This window comes from Kribbella sp. CA-247076 (genome assembly GCF_050942445.1).
Lineage (GTDB): Bacteria > Actinomycetota > Actinomycetes > Propionibacteriales > Kribbellaceae > Kribbella.
The window spans coordinates 4,463,259-4,480,563 of the sequence record NZ_CP192051.1 but is presented as its reverse complement, the minus strand read 5'-3'; the positions used below and the strand labels follow the sequence as shown (position 1 = coordinate 4,480,563).

Genomic DNA, 17,305 nt, shown 5'->3' with positions numbered 1-17,305 from the left:
ACGTAGGCCGCTTTCAATTCACCTTCACGGCCGGCCGCTCAGCTGATCCGGGACAGGCGGCCGTTCTCGGTGATGCGGACGGTGGTCTTCCGGGCACCGACGGTGAGGTCGACGAAGAACATACCCCCGGCCGTTCGGGTGCTGAAGGCAACGGTCTCGCCGCGGTTCGACGGCACGATCGCGGACAGGACGGTGGCGTTCGCGCCGGTGCGGTTGAACTTCACCACCGGTGCCTGGAGCCGGTCGAAGATCGTCGGGTAGTACCAGCCCTGGACGGGGTCGCTCCGGCCCTGCTCCACACTGACGGCGTCGGCGGGCAACTCCTGCTGGTACGGGATCTGCAGCAGGTGGGTCCGGACGGTGTCGCCGGGTTTGGCGGCCACCACGGTGGTCGGCGACTGCACGGTCACCTTCTGGTCGGCGGCCAGGTGCCACAACGTCTCGTACCGCTGCTCGCTGCCCGACTTCCCGCGGTCCAGCGTGATGATCAGGTCGGGGTCCTTCAGCACCAGGACGTCCCGGGTCCGCTCCACGCCTTCGACGGGGGTGTCGGCGAGGGCGTAGTACTCCGAGGTCGGGGCGATGGCCGCTCCGGTCAGGCGCGTCTCCGACCCGGTCGGCGTGCCGTTCGGCACGGTCATCACGTTGTGCGCCGACTGACTCTTCGTCCACGCCTGCCACTTGTCGTGCTGATAGCCGGAGTGGCCCGGGTCGATCAGGATGTCCCGCCCGTGCGAGACGTAGGTGATCGAGGTGCGGTCCTCGTGGCCGTGGTACCGGCGCCCGGGCCCGAACCGGATCGTGTACGCCGACTCCTGCGTGAACGGCCGGGTCTCACCCCAACCGGTCCGCCCGAAGACGTAACCGGCGTCGAAGACGGCCGTACGGCGAGGTGGCCGGGTTCCGTGCTTGCCGAGGGAGGCGGCGTACTCCAGGGACGTGCCGCGCACGACGTCGGGCTTCTGGCGGATCGCGTCGCCGACCTGGGGGAGTTGCCCGGTCGGCGTGGTGGCGAGGGCCAGCCACTCCGCCAGCGCACGGCGTCGCTCGTTGATGGTGGGACTCGGATTCGCGCCGCAGCGCTGCAGTGCGGTCGTGGCCCGGCCCCAGAGTTGGTAGTTGAACATCGCGTACCCGATCGACTGCTCGTTGGTCGAGCCCTGCGGGTCGATCGCGGTGGTGATGGCCTCGGTCAGCCGCTCGACCGCGAGCGTCTTCAACTCGGGGCGGTTGAGGGTGCAGCCGACGCCGAACAGCGCGATGCTCTCGTCCGTCCCGTGGTTCGACGGGCCACCCCAGGTCTCCTGCAGGAACCTGGCGTGGTCGAGCAACGCCTGGTCGAGCCACGCGTACTGCGCCGGGAGTCGGCGGACCCGCAGACCGGACAGCACCGCCTGCCGGGCACAGATCAGCACGTTGGTCCGGTGCATCGTGGACTCCCAGGCGCCGACGTCGCCCTTCCAGGAGTACGGGTTGTCGCGCACCCAGTCCTGGATCACCGCCGTCACATGCGTCAGCGCCTGACGGTTCCCCTTGCCGGCCGCGGTGATGCCCTGCCCGAGCCAGCGCAGCGAGTGCAGCCACATGTACCAGCTCGGTTTGGCGTACGGATCGGACCGCCAGCGGATGTCGCCGGAGCCGTCACCGACCTGGTACGGCGGATCGTCGCCCCAGGCGAACGTGTCCTTGAAGAGCATCGGCAACGGGATCTTCGCGTCGATCCCGCTGAACCCGGTGCACTGGTAGGTGCCCGTCTGCGCGACCGGCGTCGACGGGGCCCGCGTCGGTGTGGGGCTCTGCGGGGCGGATGCCGAGGGCACGCTCGGAGTGACCGACGCACCGGGGACGGTCGCCGCCACACTGCGCTCGCGCCCACCCGGCATCAGCACCGTGACCGCGCCGGCGAACGCGACCGCACACACGAGCAGGCAGACCGCAGTCAGCCCGATCGTGGTCCGCACCCGCGGTCGCCGCGACAACACCCCAGCCTCCCCCCACCCCGCCGTAAAGATATATACCAGAACGTGGGGTCGAGCATCGCCGGACTTGGCGCGTGCGGTTCCGTGCGGGCTACTTCCGGGTAAGACTGGTGGGTAGTGCGCGGCCCCAGGCGGAAGGGAAGTGGCATGACCACGGATCGGGTAGCGACGGACCAGGGCACGGACCAGGGCACGGCCTCGTCCACCGGGCAGCCGGTGACCGGCCGGAACGCCAGCGAGCGTGAGGCCCGGCAGGTCGCCGAGGAGGCTCGCGAGACCGAGTGGACCCGGCCGAGTTTCGCCAAGAAGCTGTACCTCGGCGACTTCGACCTGTCCCTGATCCATCCGCACCCGCGGCCGCCCGCCGAGGCCAGTGCCCGCGGCGACGAGTTCCTCGCCCGGCTGACGGCGTACTGCGAGACGCTCGACGGGCTGCTGATCGAGCGCGAGGACCGGATCCCGGACGAGTACCTGCGCGGTCTCGCCGACCTCGGCGCCTTCGGCATCAAGATCCCGGTGGAGTACGGCGGTCTGGGCCTGCCGATGCTGTACTACGGCCGGGCCCTGATGATGGTCGCCTCGGTCCACCCCAGCCTGAGCGCGCTGGTCTCGGCGCACCAGTCGATCGGGGTCCCGGAGCCGGTGAAGATGTTCGGCACCGACGACCAGAAGCAGCGGTTCCTCCCGCGCTGCGCGGCCGGCGCGGTCACGGCGTTCCTGCTCACCGAGCCGGATGTCGGGTCGGACCCGGCGCGGATGGCGTCGACCGCGACCCCGACCGAGGACGGCTCGGCGTACCTGCTCGACGGGGTGAAGCTGTGGACCACGAACGGCGTGATCGCCGAGTTGGTCGTGGTGATGGCGCGCGTGCCGGAGCACGACGGCGGTCGCGGCGGCATCAGCGCGTTCGTGGTCGAGGCGGACGCGCCGGGCGTCACCGTGGAGAACCGCAACTCCTTCATGGGGCTCCGCGGCATCGAGAACGGCGTGACCCGGTTCCACCAGGTCCGGGTGCCGGCCGAGAACCGGCTCGGCCGCGAGGGCGACGGCCTGCGGATCGCGCTGACCACCCTGAATACCGGTCGGCTGTCGATCCCGGCGACCTGTACGGCAGCCGGCAAGTGGTGCCTGAAGATCGCCCGGGAGTGGTCGGCCGAACGCGTGCAGTGGGGCCGGCCGATCGGCAAGCACGCGGCGGTGGCGGAGAAGATCTCGTTCATCGCGGCGACGACGTACGCGCTCGAGTCGGTGTTCGAGCTGTCCGCCCGGCTGTCCGATGCGGGCGGCAAGGACATCCGGATCGAGGCGGCGCTGGCCAAGTTGTGGGCCAGCGAGATGGCGTGGAAGCTGGCCGATGAGCTCGTGCAGATTCGCGGCGGGCGGGGGTACGAGACCGCCGACTCCCAGGCCGCCCGCGGTGAGCGCGCCGTGCCGGCCGAGCAGGTCCTGCGGGACCTGCGGATCAACCGGATCTTCGAGGGCTCGACCGAGATCATGCACCTGCTGATTGCCCGCGAGGCGGTCGACGCGCACCTGGCCGCGGCCGGCGACCTCGCCTCCGCGGACGCCGACCTGCAGGCCAAGGCGAAGGCGGCCGTCGGCGCGAGCGGCTTCTACGCGAAGTGGCTGCCGAAGCTTGCCGTCGGCAAGGGAACCGTGCCGCGGTCGTACGCCGAGCTCGGGCCGCTCGCCAAGCACCTGCGGTACGTGGAGCGGTCGTCGCGCAAGCTGGCGCGGCAGACGTTCTACGGGATGGGCCGGTGGCAGGCGAAACTCGAGTACCGGCAGGGGTTCCTGGCCCGGATCGTCGACATCGGTGCGGAGCTGTTCGCGATGGCGGCCGCGTGCACCCGGGCCGAGCAGCTGCGCTCCGAGGACCCGTCGCGCGGCGGGCCGGCGTACGAGCTGGCGGAGGCGTTCTGCGAGCAGTCGCGGCTGCGGGTGGACCACCTGTTCGAGCAGCTGTGGAACAACTCCGACGATCTCGACCGGCGGCTGGCGAGCCGGGTGCTGGACGGCGCCTACGACTGGCTCGAGGACGGCATCGTCGATCCGTCCGAGGGGACCGGCCCCTGGATCGCCCAGTGGCAGCCGGGCGAGTCGAAGGCGACCGACGCCTCCCGCCGCTACCGCTGACACCTCGAACCGCATCCCTTTCCGGCTGGTTGACCAGGTCGGCGGCTATCGTCGCCCTGGATTCGGCCGTGAACCGAGGAGGTTGCTGTGGACGGTGTGGGGTTCGTCGGCCTGTTCGTCGTGCTGCTGGTCGCGGCCGGGATCACGTGGGGCATCGTCGCGCTGGTCCGGCGGCAGCGGTACATCAAGTCGTTGCGGGATCGCGGCTGGACATTCGTGAACAGTCCGACGTTCGAGGCGGTCGCGAGGTTGGGCAACCCGCCGTTCGGGCTCGGCTTCCGCCGGCAGCCGGACGACCAGATCGTCGGGCACACCAGCCTGGGCCGGCCGTTCCAGGTGATCGAGTACGCGACCGAGCACTGGTCGGGCTGGGTCGGGATGGTCACGCTCAGCCGCCGGCTCCCGGAGCTGTGGGTCACCGGCGGCGAGACGCAACCGCGGTACGGCGTGGACGCGACCGTCGTACCGGCGCCGCAGCTCGGGCCGGGCTGGCAGGTCGGCGCGCTGGACCAGACCTTCGCGTCGGCCGTGCTGACGTCGCAGGTGGCCGAGCGGCTGCACGCGCTGGCCGCCGGGCAGGCTGGGGTGAACCTGAGCATCGACGGCGACCAGCTGGTCGTGCTCGACCCGCCGCGCAAGGAGGTCGAGCTGCTCGGGCCCTGGCTCGAACTGCTGGCCACCGTCGCCGCCGCGATCGACGCCGCGCCGCTGGACGCGTGGATCCAGCCCGAGCAGCCCGCCCGGCTAACCTTCTACCACCACCCGGACTGGTACTGGGTCGGTGTCGACGACAGCTTGCTGCACCTGCCGCCGGTGACGCAGTCAGGCCACGGGCACAGCACCAGTGAGGTCGTCCGTGGGCGCGACGGCGACGGCCCGCCGTTCGTCGCGTTCACCCACCACTGGAAGACGACCCGGACCGAGACCTACACCGACAGCGAGGGCCGGACGCAGACCCGCACGGTCACCGAGAACCACAGCGAGGCGATCCTCGGCTTCCAGTTGCCGGCACGCATGCCCTGGCTCCAGGTCGGCAAGCGTGGGTTCAGCCGCGGGATCAGCTTCGAGAGCGCGGCGTTCAACGACCAGTTCGCGGTCACCGCGCAGGACACGAAGTGGGCCTACGACGTCATCCATCCCCGGCAGATGGAGTACCTAATGGCGAACCCGCCAGTGTCCTTCCGGATCGCCGACGACTGGGCCTGGTTCTCACCGGGCGACCACAACCAGCCGACGATCGCCCACTGCTCGCTGTTCCTCCGCGGCTTCCTCGCCCGCATCCCCCGCTTCGTCTGGCGCAACCTCGGCCTCCCGGACTCGCCGTACCCGACCGTCGACGCCGCCCCGGTCCGCTGACCTCACCGCCGGGCGGTACTCCAGAGGTACGTGTCGTTGCCGGACGGGCTGCCGCCGGGGACGAGTTGCTGGTTGTCGGAGTCGAACGCGACATGCTGCCCATCGTCGGAGATCGCCGGACCGACACTCCCGTTGCCGCCGTTGGGCGGGTTCTGGTCCTGTTTCCGGGTGATCCACACGCGCGCACCGGTCCTGCGGTCGAGGCGGAACACGTCGCTGAGGTTCCCGGTGTCCGCCGCGGTCAGGCGCGCCGGTGTCCCGAACGTCACGTAGCGGCCGTCTGCGGACACGTCGCTGCGGAACACCGGCCCGACGGTCGAGTTCGGTCTGCCCTGGTCGTCGGCGGTGATCAGTCGCAGCCGGTCGGTGCGCAGATCGCGCAGCCAGATGTTCGCGACCGCATCGAAGGGCCCGCCGTACTCGACCACCGTGAACAGGACGGACCCACCGTCGCCGGACACCGAGAGGTACACCATCTCGACGATGAAGGTTCCAGGGTCGATGACGACGCCGTCCGAGACCACCCGGGTGGTCTTCTTCGCGCGGTCGCGGACCAGGACGCGACTGTTCTCGGAGGTGAAGGCGACGATCCGGCCGTCCGCGGAGATCGCGGGATCACGGGAGAAGATCGCGGTCTGCTGCCCGTCGGCGGTCAGCGAGACCCGCTCGGTCCGGCCGGCGCGCAGGTCGCGGACGAAGATGTCCTCGAAGTCGTTCGTGTCGCCGGCGACCAGGTTCGTCGAGGCCGAGGTGAAGACCACGTGCCGGCCGTCGGCCGAGATCTCCGGCTGGTGCGCGCCGTGGTTCGCCAGCCGTTCCAGGCCGGTCGAGACCAGCGTCGTCCGGCCGGTCCGCAGGTCCCGGACGAAGACGTCGGGGCCGTCGTTGGTGTCGCCGGGGAACAGGTTGGTCGCGTAGGAGTTGAAGGCGACGTACCGGCCGTCGGCCGAGATCGAGCCCTGCCGGCTCTCGCCGTTGCCCTGCGCGCCGTTCACACCGACCGACACCAGCGTCGTCCGTCCGGTCACGGTGTCCCGGACGAAGACGTCCCGGTCGCCGTTGGTGTCGCCGGCGACCAGGTCGCTCGCGTACGACGAGAAGACGACGTACCGGCCGTGCGCCGAGACCCCCAGTCCCTTCTCGGTCCCCGCGAACGACGGGCCGTTGCCACCACCTCCGTCCACGCCGACCGACACCAGGTCGATCCGGTCACCTCCGGCGTTCGCCGGCGCGACGACCGCGCTCAGCGGGACAGCGGCTACAACAAGGACTGCGACTGCACTGCGGAGTCTCATGGTGCCCCCCTTCAGGACACTTAGCTCGATGCACCCATTCGGTCCGAAGTTATGGCGTGATGTGTGGGGTGTGCGTCGTGGACGCCACGCGAAGGACGCGGCCAGGGTAGATGTATGGAGCTTGTGGTTCGTCCGGCGTCGCGGCAGCGGTTGGTTGGCCTGCTCGTTCGCGGGCGGAGCAAGCAGCTCGCCGGTCTGGGTGTGCTGCTGGTCGTGAGCTCGGCGGTCCCGCTCGCCGGGCCGCAGTTGATCCGGCTGTTCATCGACCAGGCGGTCCTCGGCCGGCCGGTCCGGCTGCTGATCCTGATCGCGGCGGGCTTCCTGGCTGTCTCGATCGTGAACCAGGTCCTTTCCGTCGTGGTCGCGTACGCGAGCGCCCGGCTGGCGTGGGACACCACGAACGAGCTCCGCGAGGAGGTGGCCGACCACGTCCTCCGGCTGGACCCCGCGTTCCACGACCGCCACACGCCGGGTGAGCTGATCGAGCGGACCGACGGGGACGTGTCCGCGCTGTCGTCGTTCGTCTCGTCGTTCGTCGTCCAGCTGGCCGGCAGCACGTTGACGCTGATCGGCGTGCTGGTGCTCGTGTTCCTGGAGGACTGGCGCCTCGGGGCGGGTCTGCTCGGCTTCGTCGCGGTCGCCACCGCGACGATCGCGGCCTTGCGCAACGTCGCCGTACCGCGCGCGACCGAGCTGCGGGCCGCCTCGGCGCGGATGTTCGGCGAGATCGAGGAGCGGCTGTACGGCGCCGAGGACCTGCGCGCGAACGCGGGCGGCAGCCACGCGGTCCGCCGGTTCCAGGACGTGCTCGCGGTCTTCTCGCGGGCGTCGATCCGGGCCGCGATCGCGACCCGCACCACCTGGGTCGTCACGATCGCCGTCTTCGCCGCCGGCGGCATCCTGAGTCTGGTCGCGGGGTCGGCGCTCTTCGAGGCCGGCGCGATCACGCTCGGGACCGTCTACCTGCTGTTCCGGTACACCACCATGGTCCGCGATCCACTCGAGCAGATCGCCGACCAGCAACACGTCGCGCAAGAGGCGATCGCCGGCTTCTCGCGGGTGCAGCAGTTGCTCGACGAGCGACCTGCGATCAGCGATCTCGGCCGGCACGCGCTGCCCACCGGTCCGCTCCCGGTCGCGCTCGACCGCGTGAGCTTCGTGTACCCCAACGGTGCGAAGGTCCTGCACGACATCGATCTCACAGTGCCGGCGGGCGGCGTACTCGGGGTGGTGGGCCGGACCGGAAGTGGGAAGACCACGCTGACCCGGCTGCTGCTTCGGTTGCTGGAGGCAACGGAAGGCGAACTGCGGATCGGTGGCCTGCCGGTGCAGGAGGTCCGCCTGGCCGAGCTGCGGAAGCACGTGGCGCTCGTGACCCAGGACGTGCAGCTGTTCGAGGCGACGCTGCGCGACAACCTGACCCTCTTCGGCGCGTTCCAGGCCGGCGACGACCGGCTGACCGACGTACTGCGGGAGCTCGGCCTCGGCCCGTGGTACGACGCGCTGCCCGACGGACTCGACACCGAGCTCGGCGCGGGCGGGGCCGGCGCGTCGGCGGGGGAGGCCCAGCTGGTCGCCTTCGCCCGGGTGTTCCTGCGCGATCCCGGCGTCGTCATCCTCGACGAGGCGACGTCCCGACTCGATCCGGTCAGCGAGCGGCTGATCGAGCGCGCGATCGACAGACTCGTCGCCGGCCGGACGGCCATCGTCATCGCGCACCGCCTGAGCACGCTCGACCGGGCGGACGACATCGTCGTCCTCGAGCGGGGACGGATCGTCGAGCACGGGCCGCGGCGAGACCTGGCCGCCGATCCCGGATCGCGTTTCGCCGGCCTGCTGGCCACGGCCTCGGAAGGAGTACTGCGATGACCGAGCGACTCTCGACCTGGCGGCTGACCGGCCGGATGTCGCGCTACCGGCTCGGGCTGTTCGTGCTGAGTCTCGTCCTGCTGATGGCGATGGACGGTTCGACGCTGCTGATCGGCTGGGCACTAAAGCTGGTGTTCGACGCGCTCGGCGGAGCCGCGACGGAGCTGGGGATCTACCACCTGATCGCGGTGCTGGCCGCCGCCGAGGCGAGCAAAATCGGCATCATCTGGGCCAACGTGGTGCGCAGCCGCTGCTGGGAGCAGATGCGCAGTCTGCTCCGGCTCAACCTGATCCGTGCACAACTGGCCAGTGGCGGCCCGCAGGCGGGTCCGCCGGTGACGTCGCCGGGCGAGGCGGTGAGCCGGTTCCGGGATGACGTCGACGACTTCCTCGACTTCCTGTCCACGGTGATCTCCGCCGCCGGCAAGGTCGCGCTGGTGCTCGGCTCGCTGATCATCATGACGACGATCGAGCCGATGCTGGTGCTGGCCGTCGTCGTGCCGCTGATTCTGATCGTGGTGGTCACACGCCTGGTCAGCCGACGCATTCGTGCGCATCGCGCCGCCTACCGCCGGGCGTCGGCGGCGGTGACCGGGCTGCTCGGTGACCTCTTCGGTGGTGTGCTCGCGGTGAAGACCGCACAGGCCGAGGCCGGGGTGCTCGCGCGGCTGCGTGACCACAACGAACGCCGGCGCCGGACCGGCCTGCGGGACGAGCTCGTCACCCGGCTGCTCAGCCGGTTCGTGCACGTGACCATGGACCTGAGTCTCGGCGTCGTCCTGCTGCTGGCCGTGCCGGCCGCTCGGCGCGGCGACTTCACCGTCGGCGAGCTCGCGTTGTTCGTCAGCTATCTGGGGACGCTCGTCTGGGCGCCGGTGTACGCAGGCCGGGTGCTGGCCAAGCATCGTCAGGCCGGCGTGTCGATCGAGCGGATGGCCGCCCTGCTTCCGGCCGGTGAGCCGGCCGCCCTCACCGTTCACCGACCGCTGCGGGATCCGGAGAGCCTGGCCAGCACGGCACCGGATCTCGGGCCGCTGAGCTGCCTAACACTGCGTGGGGTGACCGCGACCTATCCGGCCTCGACTCGTGGCATCCACGGAATCGACCTCACGGTCGACCGCGGGAGCTTCACAGTGATCACCGGCCCGGCGGGCGCGGGCAAGACGACGCTGCTGCGCGCAGTCCTCGGTCTGCTGCCGTTGCGCGCCGGCACGATGTCCTGGAACGGCGCCGACGTCACCGACCCCGCGGAGTTCTTCGTGCCGCCGAGGTCGGCGTACGTCCCGCAGGTACCGCGACTGTTCTCCGAGTCGCTGCGGGAGAACCTGCTGCTCGGCGCCGACCACGAGTCCGGTCTGTCCCGAGCCGTGCACACCGCCGTACTGGATCAGGACGTCACGTCGATGCCCGCCGGACTGGACACCGAGGTCGGCGCGCGCGGGGTGCGGTTGTCCGGTGGTCAGGCGCAGCGCGCGGCCATCGCGCGGGCGCTGGCACGTCCGGCCGACCTGCTCGTGCTGGACGACGTGTCGAGTGCGCTCGACGTGGAGACCGAGCGCCGCCTGTGGGACCGGCTGCTCGCCGAGCCGGGCCGTACCCTCCTGGTCGTGTCGAACCGTCCGGCCACGATCGCCCGGGCCGACCAGGTGGTCACCCTCGACCACGGCCGGGTCGTGTCCGCGACGCTGACCCAGGAGACGGCGGCGTGACGGCGGCATGACGGCGCGATCGGTGGGTACGACGCCCTGGACGACGCCGGCGGTGATGGCGATGCTGGGTCGTATGAAGGCACGTGACGTCACCTTCGTGATCTTCGACGGCTACCAGAGCCTCGATCTGACCGGCCCGTACGAGGTGTTGCGCCGGCCGGGGTACAACTGCCGGATCGTCGCGCCGTCAGCCGGACCGGTCCGGTCCAGCCGGGGCCTCGCCGTGCACGCGGACGTCAGCATGGCGGACGTCGACGTACGGCCGACGGACACGCTGGTCGTGGCCGGCGGGGACGGGGTGTGGACGGCGCGCTCCGACCGGGCGCTGGTGGACTGGGTCGCGGCGGCGGCGTCGAAGGCCCGGCGGGTCACGTCGGTGTGCACCGGCGCCTTCCTGCTGGCCGAGACCGGTGTCCTGGACGGTCGACGGGCCACCACGCACTGGCGGCACGTCGATCAGTTGGCGCAGGAGTTCCCGTCGATCCAGGTCGACGGCGCACCGATCTTCGTGCACGACGGCCGCTGCTGGACCTCGGCCGGGGTGACGGCCGGGATGGACCTGGCGCTGGCGCTCGTCGAGCACGATCTCGGCCGTGAGGTGGCGCTGGACGTCGCCCGCGAGCTCGTGCTGTTCCTGCGCCGGCCGGGGAACCAGTCGCAGTTCAGCGTGCCGCTGTGGTCGCGCCAGCCGGCCGAGGGCGACGCGCTGCGGGCGGTCGTCGACGCGATCCATACCGATCCCGGCGGCGATCACGCGCTCGCCGACCTGGCCACGCTGGCCGGGCTCAGTCCGCGGCACCTGCAGCGCCGCTTCACCCAGGAGGTCGGCCTGCCACCGGCGGCGTACGTCGAACGCGTCCGGGTCGAGGCGGCCCAGCGGGCGCTTGCCGATGGCAACGACACGCTGGACAGCATCGCCCGGCGGAACGGTTTCGGGACGGCGGAGACGCTGCGCCGGGCGTTCCACCGGCTGGTCGGGATCGCACCGTCGGAGTACCGCGACCGCTTCCGGACCGCCCAGGTCTAGGGCGTGTCTGACAATCCATCGCCTACTGCGCGGCACTCGGCACGGCACCTCGCCGCACTGGAGCAAAGGCCACGATGAAACCCACATCGAGGCCTTCACTCCAGCACGCCGAGCTACCGCACCGAGCACCTGCTCGCTACGGCGCTGAATTGTCAGACACGCCCTAGGTCGGTGTGCGGTTCTCCAGTCCGACGCGCCCAGCGCTGGAGGATCGCCCACTGCTCGACGGCGAGGTGGACTGCTTGGGTGAGGCAACTCAGCCTTGCGGAGGTGGCAGATGAACAGCCGGCAGACCGTACAACAGCCCGAGGCGGTCCCGTTCGACGCGCACGGGATCCGGCCGATCCCGGCGAGCAGCCGGGACTCGACGCCGTGGGAGCAGTTCTGGATCTGGACCGGGGCGAACCTGGCCCCGATCAACTGGGTGCTCGGCGCGCTCGGGATCACCCTGGGCCTGAGCCTGCTGGAGACCCTCATCGTGATTGCCCTCGGCAACGTGCTGGGCTGCGCGGCGTTCGGGTTGTTCAACGTGATCGGGCACCGGACCGCGGTCAACCAGATGGTCCTCGGCCGGGCGCCGTTCGGCCGCCGGGGTGCGGTCGTGCCAGGAGTGGTCCAGGGTCTGCTGACGATGGCCTGGGTCGGCGTGAACACCTGGGTCGTGCTCGACCTCGCGCTCGCGGTGCTCCGCGAGCTCGGTGTGACCGGCGGCGCGGGCCTGAAGGTCGCGGTCGCGGTGGTGATCATGGTGGTCCAGCTCGGGCTCGCGCTGTACGGCTTCTACGCGATCCGCACCTTCGAGAAGTACACGGTGCCGGCGACCGCGGTCGTGATGGTGGTGATGACCGTGCTCGCGCTGAGCCAGACCGAGCTGAACTGGACCGGCGCGACCGCCGACAGTCCCGGCGCCAAGCTGACCGCCGTGACCCAGTTGCTGACCGCGATCGGGGTCGGCTGGGGCATCTCGTGGATTCCGTACTCGGCGGATTACAGCCGGTTCGTGCGGACCGACGTCCCCGATCGCAAGGTGTTCTGGTCGACCGCGCTCGGCATGTACGTGCCGACGGTGTGGCTGGCCGGACTCGGCGCGTGCCTGGCCAGTGCCGGCGCGGGCAGTGATCCGTCCGCGCTGGTGATCGGTGCCTTCGGCATCATGGCGCTGCCCGTCCTGCTGCTGATCATGCACGGCCCGGTGGCGACCAACATCCTGAACCTGTACTCCTGCTCGCTCGCCGCCCTGTCGATCGGGCTCCGGGTCAGCCGGTGGAAGGTGACGCTGGTGGCCGGCCTGATCGCGAGCGTCGTACTCGCGGTGTTCGTCCGGGCGGACAGCTTCGCGCTCGCGTTCGACCACTGGATGGTGTCGATCCTGGTCTGGATCAGCCCCTGGGCGAGCGTCGTCCTGGTCGACTTCTTCCTGCTGCGCAAGGGCCGGATCGACGTGTCCGCGCTGTACGCCGAGGACTCCCGGTACGGCGCGGTGAACGCGCGCGGCCTGGTCAGTCTCGGCCTCGGGCTGGTGGCGGCCTGGTCCTGTCAGTACGGTCTGGTCCCCGCGATGCAGGGTCCGATCGCGACCAGCCTGAACAACACCGACTTCTCCTGGTTGTCGGGCGCCGTCGTCGCGGGCGGCTGCTACTACGCGCTCTCTCGCCAGCGGAGCCCTCGCCCTGTGCTGAGCGGTCTCGAGCCGCGCTGATGGAGGATTCTCCACTGTCCACGCGACTTGCTGTTCGTCTGTCCATCGAGTCGGCGTCGGCGAACTGGTTGAGTTCTCCGCATGGTGACCGAGACTCTCAGCGGGCGCGTGGTGGTGCCGGCGCGGTCCGGCCGGGCGATCCGGCTGGACCGCGGCGCGCGGTTCCGGATCGTCGACCTGGCCGGCGCGCAGGTCGGCGACCTGTTCGCCTTCGGGTACGACGGCCGCCCGGTCCTCACCGAACACCTCAGCGCGTCGCACACCCGGGCGCACACCGAGCGGACCTTCCCGGCGGTCGGCGAGGACTTCGTCACCGACCGGCGGCGGCCGATCCTCCGCCTGGTCGCGGACGACTCGCCCGGGCGGCACGACCTGCTGATCGCGGCCTGTGACCCCGAGCGGTACGCCGTTCTCGGCGTACCCGATCACCCGTCGTGCGCGCAGAACCTGACCGACGCTCTCGAGCGTCTCGGACTCGGCAGCGGCGTCCCGGTCCCGCAGCCGGTCAACGTCTTCATGAACGTCCCGGTGGCGGCCGACGGCAGCCTGCGCTGGCTGCCGGCGCCGACCGCGCCCGGCGACTCGATCACCTTCGAGGCGATGACCGACTGCGTGGTCGTCGTCTCGGCCTGCCCGCAGGACCTGACCGGGATCAACGGCACCGAGCCGTCCCCCCTTGCCATCGACCAGCTAGGAGTTGACCACCGATGACCCATCCCGCGCTGCAGCCGGCCCGGCTCGGCTCGCACGACCTGACCAACCGGCTCGCGGTCGCGCCGATGACCAGGGTGTCCGCGTCGCCGGACGGCGTACCGACCCTGGAGATGGCGGACTACTACGCCGAGTTCGCGGCCGGCGGATTCGGCCTGGTGATCACCGAAGGGATCTACCCCGACACCGCTTATAGCCAGGGCTACTTCAACCAGCCCGGGCTCGCGACCGGCGAGCACGTCGAGGGCTGGCGGGCGGTGACCGCGCGCGTGCACGCCGCCGGCCGGCCGATCGTCGCGCAGCTGATGCACGCGGGCGCGCTCTCGCAGGGAAGCGCGTACGGCACCGAGCGGGTCGGCCCGTCCGCCGTCCAGCCGCTCGGCGAGATGATGCCGGAGTACGGCGGCAGCGGCCCGTGGACCGCGCCCCGCGAGCTGACCGTTGCCGAGATCAACGACGTGGTCGACGGGTTCGTCGCGGCCGCGGCCAACGCCCGGGCGGCCGGGTTCGACGGGATCGAGATCCACGCCGCCAACGGCTACCTGCTGGACCAGTTCATCACGGTCTACACCAACCGGCGTTCGGACTCGTACGGCGGACCGGTCGCGAACCGGATCCGGCTGACCGCCGAGGTGACCGCCGCGATCAAGGCCGCCGTACCCGGCGACTTCCTGGTCGGGGTGCGGTTGTCGCAGACCAAGGTGAACGACTTCGAGTACCGCTGGCCGGGTGGCGCGCGCGACGGCGAGATCATCTTCGAGGCGCTCGCCGGCGCCGGCGCGAGCTACCTGCACATCGCCAGCGAGGGCCGCAACTGGCTGGACACCGCGCGGCTCGACGGCGGCCAGACGATCACCGGGCTGGCCCGGCGGATCAGCGGGCTGCCGGTGATCGCGAACGGCGGCATGCACCACCTCGGCCAGGCCGAGCAGGTGCTCGCCGACGGGCACGCCGACCTGCTGTCGGTCGCCCGCGGCGCGCTCGCGAACCCGGATCTGCCGACCCGCTGGGCGAAGGACGCCGACGTCGCCCGGTTCGACCACGACATGCTGCAGCCGACGGTGACGCTGGCCAACGTCCGCCGGTGGCGGCAAGCTGCTGCTCATGACCTGGCATGACGGCGCGGCCGCGGTGGCCACGCTCACCTTCGACGTCGACGCCGAGACCCCGATCCTCGCCCACGGACGCCGGTACGCCGACCACCTGATGACGATGTCGCACCAGGGGTACGGGCCGGACGTCGGCGTACCGCGGATCCTCGCGCTGCTGGACGAGCTGGCGGTGCCGGCCACGTTCTTCGTGCCGGGGTGGGTGGCGGAGCGGCGGCCGGAGACGGTCGCGACGATCGCCGAGCATGGGCACGAGATCGCCCATCACACCTACAGCCACCGGGCGCCGACGTCGCTGGACCCGTCGGCGGAGCGGGCCGACTTCGAACGCGGGCTGGACGTGTTCGCCCGGCAGGGCGTCGAGATCAGGGGCTACCGGGCCGCCTTGTGGGAGGCGAGCCGGACCACCTACGGGCGGCTCGCCGAGCACGGTCTGCTGTACGACTCCTCGCTGATGGGTGACGATCGCCCTTACCTGCTCGACCTCGGTGCGTCGGCGATCGTCGAGTTGCCGGTGCACTGGTCGCTGGACGACTGGGAGCAGTACGCGTTCCTGCCGGAGCCGGACATCGGGTCGGTGATCCAGTCGCCGCGCAAGGTCCTTGAGCTGTGGCGCGCGGAACTGGACGGCATGCGGCACTACCAATGCCTGTTCAACCTGTGCATACATCCGTTCCTGTCCGGTCGGCCGGGCCGATTGCAGGCGTTGCGCGAGCTGGTCGAGTACGCGCTGTCCTGCGGTGACGTCCGGTTCGCCCGTTGCCGGGAGGTCGCGGAGGCCGCGTTGGCGGATGCCGACGTACGGAAGGCTCCGCTGCCGGAGGTGGACGCGGACCCGACGGTCTACCCCGACTGACGCATCGAGTCGGCCTCAAGGGCGAGGAAGAGGTCGACCCGGTCGACGGTCCGGGCGACGTCGAGACCGGTGAGCTCGGCAACCTTCGCCAGCCGGTTCCGCAAGGTGTTGACGTGCACGTAGAGCGCGGCGGCGGTCGCGCCGAACTGCGCGTCGTGCTCCAGGAAGACGCGCAGCGTGTGCTCGAGCTCCCCGCTGTGCCGCTGGTCGTGCGCGCGCAGCGGGCCGAGCACGCGGTGGGCGAAGCCGGTCAGCGTCTCGGCGTCGTGGAGCCCGAGCAGCAACCGGTGCGTGCCGAGCTGCCCGATCGTGGCGACGTCGGAGCCCGGTCGACGGCGCAGGACCTGACAGGCTTCGCGCGACTGCACCAGCGGACGGCGCAGCTCGGCGGCCGACGCCGCCGGCTCGCCGATCCCGACCACCGGCCGATGCCCGGGGAACTTCCGGCGTACGGCGTCCCGCAGCCGGCCGGCCAGCTCGGGCAACTCGTCGTCCGGCCGCCGCCAGGGCAGCACAGCGACCACGTCCTGGCTGCCGGCCGCGACCACGACGGCCGTGCTGTTGTCGAGGAAGAAGTCGGTCACCGCCTCGGCGATCCCGGGCAACGTCTCGCCGTCCGCGAACGCCAGCGTGCAGACCGCCAGCGCGCCGTCCGGGTCGACACCGAAGGCGCGCAACCGGTCCGGCACCTCTGCCGCACGCTGCGGGCCGGACAGGATCATGTCGAGCAGCTCGCTCGCGTACCGCTGCTCGATCGCCTGCACGGCCTGCTGCTTCGCGACCTCCAGGCTGAGGAACCGGGCGGTCTGCTCGAGTGCGTCCTGCTCAGCGCGGGACAGCTCGGTGATCGGTCGCAGGCACAGCAGGGCCGCGTCGATATCGCCGACCGCACTGACCAGGAACATGCTCGCGCGGCCGGCCTCACCCAGGTCGATCTCCAGTGGCGGTGGCCGGCGGGCCAGACCGTCCGCGGCCCGCCGGAGCTGGTCGGCAGTCAGGTCGGCACCGGCCGCCGCAAGCTGCCGCGCCATCCGGTCGACGACGGCCAGCGGGAGCTCGTGCTCACGACGCAGTACGGACAGAACGCCGGAGGCGCCGGCGCCGTGCGAGATCGCGGCCGCCAGCGCGTTGCCCCGGCGGACCAGGCCGACCAGCGCGTCCTGGCGTTGCTCGGTGTAGATGGCGGCGGCCGCCTCGGTGACCGCGGTGAACGGGACCCGGATCGAGATCTCCAGCAACGGGAACCGGGCCGCGCGGCACGCCTTGATCAGCTCGGCCGGTGTCGTCGGCGTCTGCTCCCGCAGCCCGAACACCATCCCCGCCGCGCCGGCCCGCCGGACGTTCGCGACGAACTCCGCCGGGGTGGCCTCCGCCAGCCAGAGCCCGTTCGTGAGCACGATCTCGCCTTCCCGCACGTACGGCGACGGGTCCGCGAGCTCGGTGTTGTGCAGCCAGAGCGCCCGGGCCTCGAGCGCCCCCGGCTCACCGGCCTCCAGCACCCGCAACTCGAGCGCCGCATCCGCCACCAGAGCCTGAAGCGTGAGCATGCTGTGAACATA

12 protein-coding genes are annotated in these 17,305 nt (G+C 71.0%); 9 read left to right on the top strand and 3 right to left on the bottom strand.

What is annotated here, in order from left to right:
- Positions 1-38 precede the first annotated feature (38 nt).
- A complete protein-coding gene (locus tag ACQPYZ_RS21180; protein ID WP_433158612.1) occupies positions 39-1,982 on the bottom strand; it encodes a heparinase II/III domain-containing protein in 1,944 nt (647 codons plus the stop codon).
- A 144-nt stretch (positions 1,983-2,126) separates the two neighbouring features.
- Between ACQPYZ_RS21180 and ACQPYZ_RS21175 the strand changes: the two genes are divergently transcribed.
- Positions 2,127-4,115 carry an acyl-CoA dehydrogenase family protein gene (locus tag ACQPYZ_RS21175; RefSeq protein ID WP_433158609.1) on the top strand — a complete coding sequence of 663 codons (1,989 nt, stop codon included), beginning with the start codon at positions 2,127-2,129 and terminating at the stop codon, positions 4,113-4,115.
- Positions 4,116-4,202: 87 nt separating this feature from the next.
- Positions 4,203-5,471: a hypothetical protein gene (locus ACQPYZ_RS21170; protein ID WP_433158606.1), complete on the top strand. Its 1,269-nt coding sequence runs from the start codon at positions 4,203-4,205 to the stop codon at positions 5,469-5,471.
- A gap of 2 nt (positions 5,472-5,473) precedes the next feature.
- On the opposite strand, the gene ACQPYZ_RS21165 is transcribed toward ACQPYZ_RS21170, so the two are convergent.
- Positions 5,474-6,766 (bottom strand): TolB family protein, encoded by a 1,293-nt coding sequence (locus tag ACQPYZ_RS21165; RefSeq protein ID WP_433158604.1) that lies wholly within the window; start codon positions 6,764-6,766, stop codon positions 5,474-5,476.
- A gap of 114 nt (positions 6,767-6,880) precedes the next feature.
- Between ACQPYZ_RS21165 and ACQPYZ_RS21160 the strand changes: the two genes are divergently transcribed.
- From ACQPYZ_RS21160 to ACQPYZ_RS21130, 7 genes are all read left to right on the top strand, one after another.
- On the top strand, positions 6,881-8,635 hold the full coding sequence (locus ACQPYZ_RS21160; protein WP_433158601.1) for an ABC transporter ATP-binding protein: 1,755 nt from the start codon (positions 6,881-6,883) through the stop codon (positions 8,633-8,635).
- Positions 8,632-10,344, top strand: coding sequence for an ATP-binding cassette domain-containing protein (locus ACQPYZ_RS21155; protein ID WP_433158598.1), 1,713 nt, complete (start codon positions 8,632-8,634; stop codon positions 10,342-10,344). The genes ACQPYZ_RS21160 and ACQPYZ_RS21155 overlap by 4 nt, the downstream gene beginning before the upstream one ends.
- A gap of 7 nt (positions 10,345-10,351) precedes the next feature.
- Positions 10,352-11,371: a GlxA family transcriptional regulator gene (locus ACQPYZ_RS21150; RefSeq protein ID WP_433158595.1), complete on the top strand. Its 1,020-nt coding sequence runs from the start codon at positions 10,352-10,354 to the stop codon at positions 11,369-11,371.
- Positions 11,372-11,648: 277 nt separating this feature from the next.
- Complete coding sequence (locus ACQPYZ_RS21145; RefSeq protein ID WP_433158593.1) at positions 11,649-13,070, top strand: purine-cytosine permease family protein; 1,422 nt, start codon at positions 11,649-11,651, stop codon at positions 13,068-13,070.
- Between the two features lie 81 nt (positions 13,071-13,151).
- Positions 13,152-13,781: a DUF1989 domain-containing protein gene (locus ACQPYZ_RS21140; protein ID WP_433158590.1), complete on the top strand. Its 630-nt coding sequence runs from the start codon at positions 13,152-13,154 to the stop codon at positions 13,779-13,781.
- Positions 13,778-14,899 (top strand): tRNA-dihydrouridine synthase, encoded by a 1,122-nt coding sequence (locus tag ACQPYZ_RS21135; protein WP_433158588.1) that lies wholly within the window; start codon positions 13,778-13,780, stop codon positions 14,897-14,899. The genes ACQPYZ_RS21140 and ACQPYZ_RS21135 overlap by 4 nt, the downstream gene beginning before the upstream one ends.
- A complete protein-coding gene (locus ACQPYZ_RS21130; RefSeq protein WP_433158585.1) occupies positions 14,886-15,746 on the top strand; it encodes a polysaccharide deacetylase family protein in 861 nt (286 codons plus the stop codon). The genes ACQPYZ_RS21135 and ACQPYZ_RS21130 overlap by 14 nt, the downstream gene beginning before the upstream one ends.
- Here ACQPYZ_RS21130 and ACQPYZ_RS21125 read toward each other — a convergent pair.
- Positions 15,734-17,293 (bottom strand): PucR family transcriptional regulator, encoded by a 1,560-nt coding sequence (locus ACQPYZ_RS21125; RefSeq protein ID WP_433158582.1) that lies wholly within the window; start codon positions 17,291-17,293, stop codon positions 15,734-15,736. The two genes, ACQPYZ_RS21130 and ACQPYZ_RS21125, sit on opposite strands and share 13 nt — an antisense overlap.
- Positions 17,294-17,305 lie beyond the last annotated feature (12 nt).

What these genes read in the sequence shown, in the direction of transcription:
- ACQPYZ_RS21175 (WP_433158609.1), top strand. Translation starts at nt 2,127, where the DNA reads ATGACCACGGATCGGGTAGCGACGGACCAGGGCACGGACCAGGGCACG.
- ACQPYZ_RS21165 (WP_433158604.1), bottom strand. Translation starts at nt 6,766, where the DNA reads ATGAGACTCCGCAGTGCAGTCGCAGTCCTTGTTGTAGCCGCTGTCCCG.
- ACQPYZ_RS21160 (WP_433158601.1), top strand. Translation starts at nt 6,881, where the DNA reads ATGGAGCTTGTGGTTCGTCCGGCGTCGCGGCAGCGGTTGGTTGGCCTG.
- ACQPYZ_RS21155 (WP_433158598.1), top strand. Translation starts at nt 8,632, where the DNA reads ATGACCGAGCGACTCTCGACCTGGCGGCTGACCGGCCGGATGTCGCGC.
- ACQPYZ_RS21150 (WP_433158595.1), top strand. Translation starts at nt 10,352, where the DNA reads ATGACGGCGCGATCGGTGGGTACGACGCCCTGGACGACGCCGGCGGTG.
- ACQPYZ_RS21145 (WP_433158593.1), top strand. Translation starts at nt 11,649, where the DNA reads ATGAACAGCCGGCAGACCGTACAACAGCCCGAGGCGGTCCCGTTCGAC.
- ACQPYZ_RS21140 (WP_433158590.1), top strand. Translation starts at nt 13,152, where the DNA reads ATGGTGACCGAGACTCTCAGCGGGCGCGTGGTGGTGCCGGCGCGGTCC.
- ACQPYZ_RS21135 (WP_433158588.1), top strand. Translation starts at nt 13,778, where the DNA reads ATGACCCATCCCGCGCTGCAGCCGGCCCGGCTCGGCTCGCACGACCTG.
- ACQPYZ_RS21130 (WP_433158585.1), top strand. Translation starts at nt 14,886, where the DNA reads ATGACCTGGCATGACGGCGCGGCCGCGGTGGCCACGCTCACCTTCGAC.
- ACQPYZ_RS21125 (WP_433158582.1), bottom strand. Translation starts at nt 17,293, where the DNA reads ATGCTCACGCTTCAGGCTCTGGTGGCGGATGCGGCGCTCGAGTTGCGG.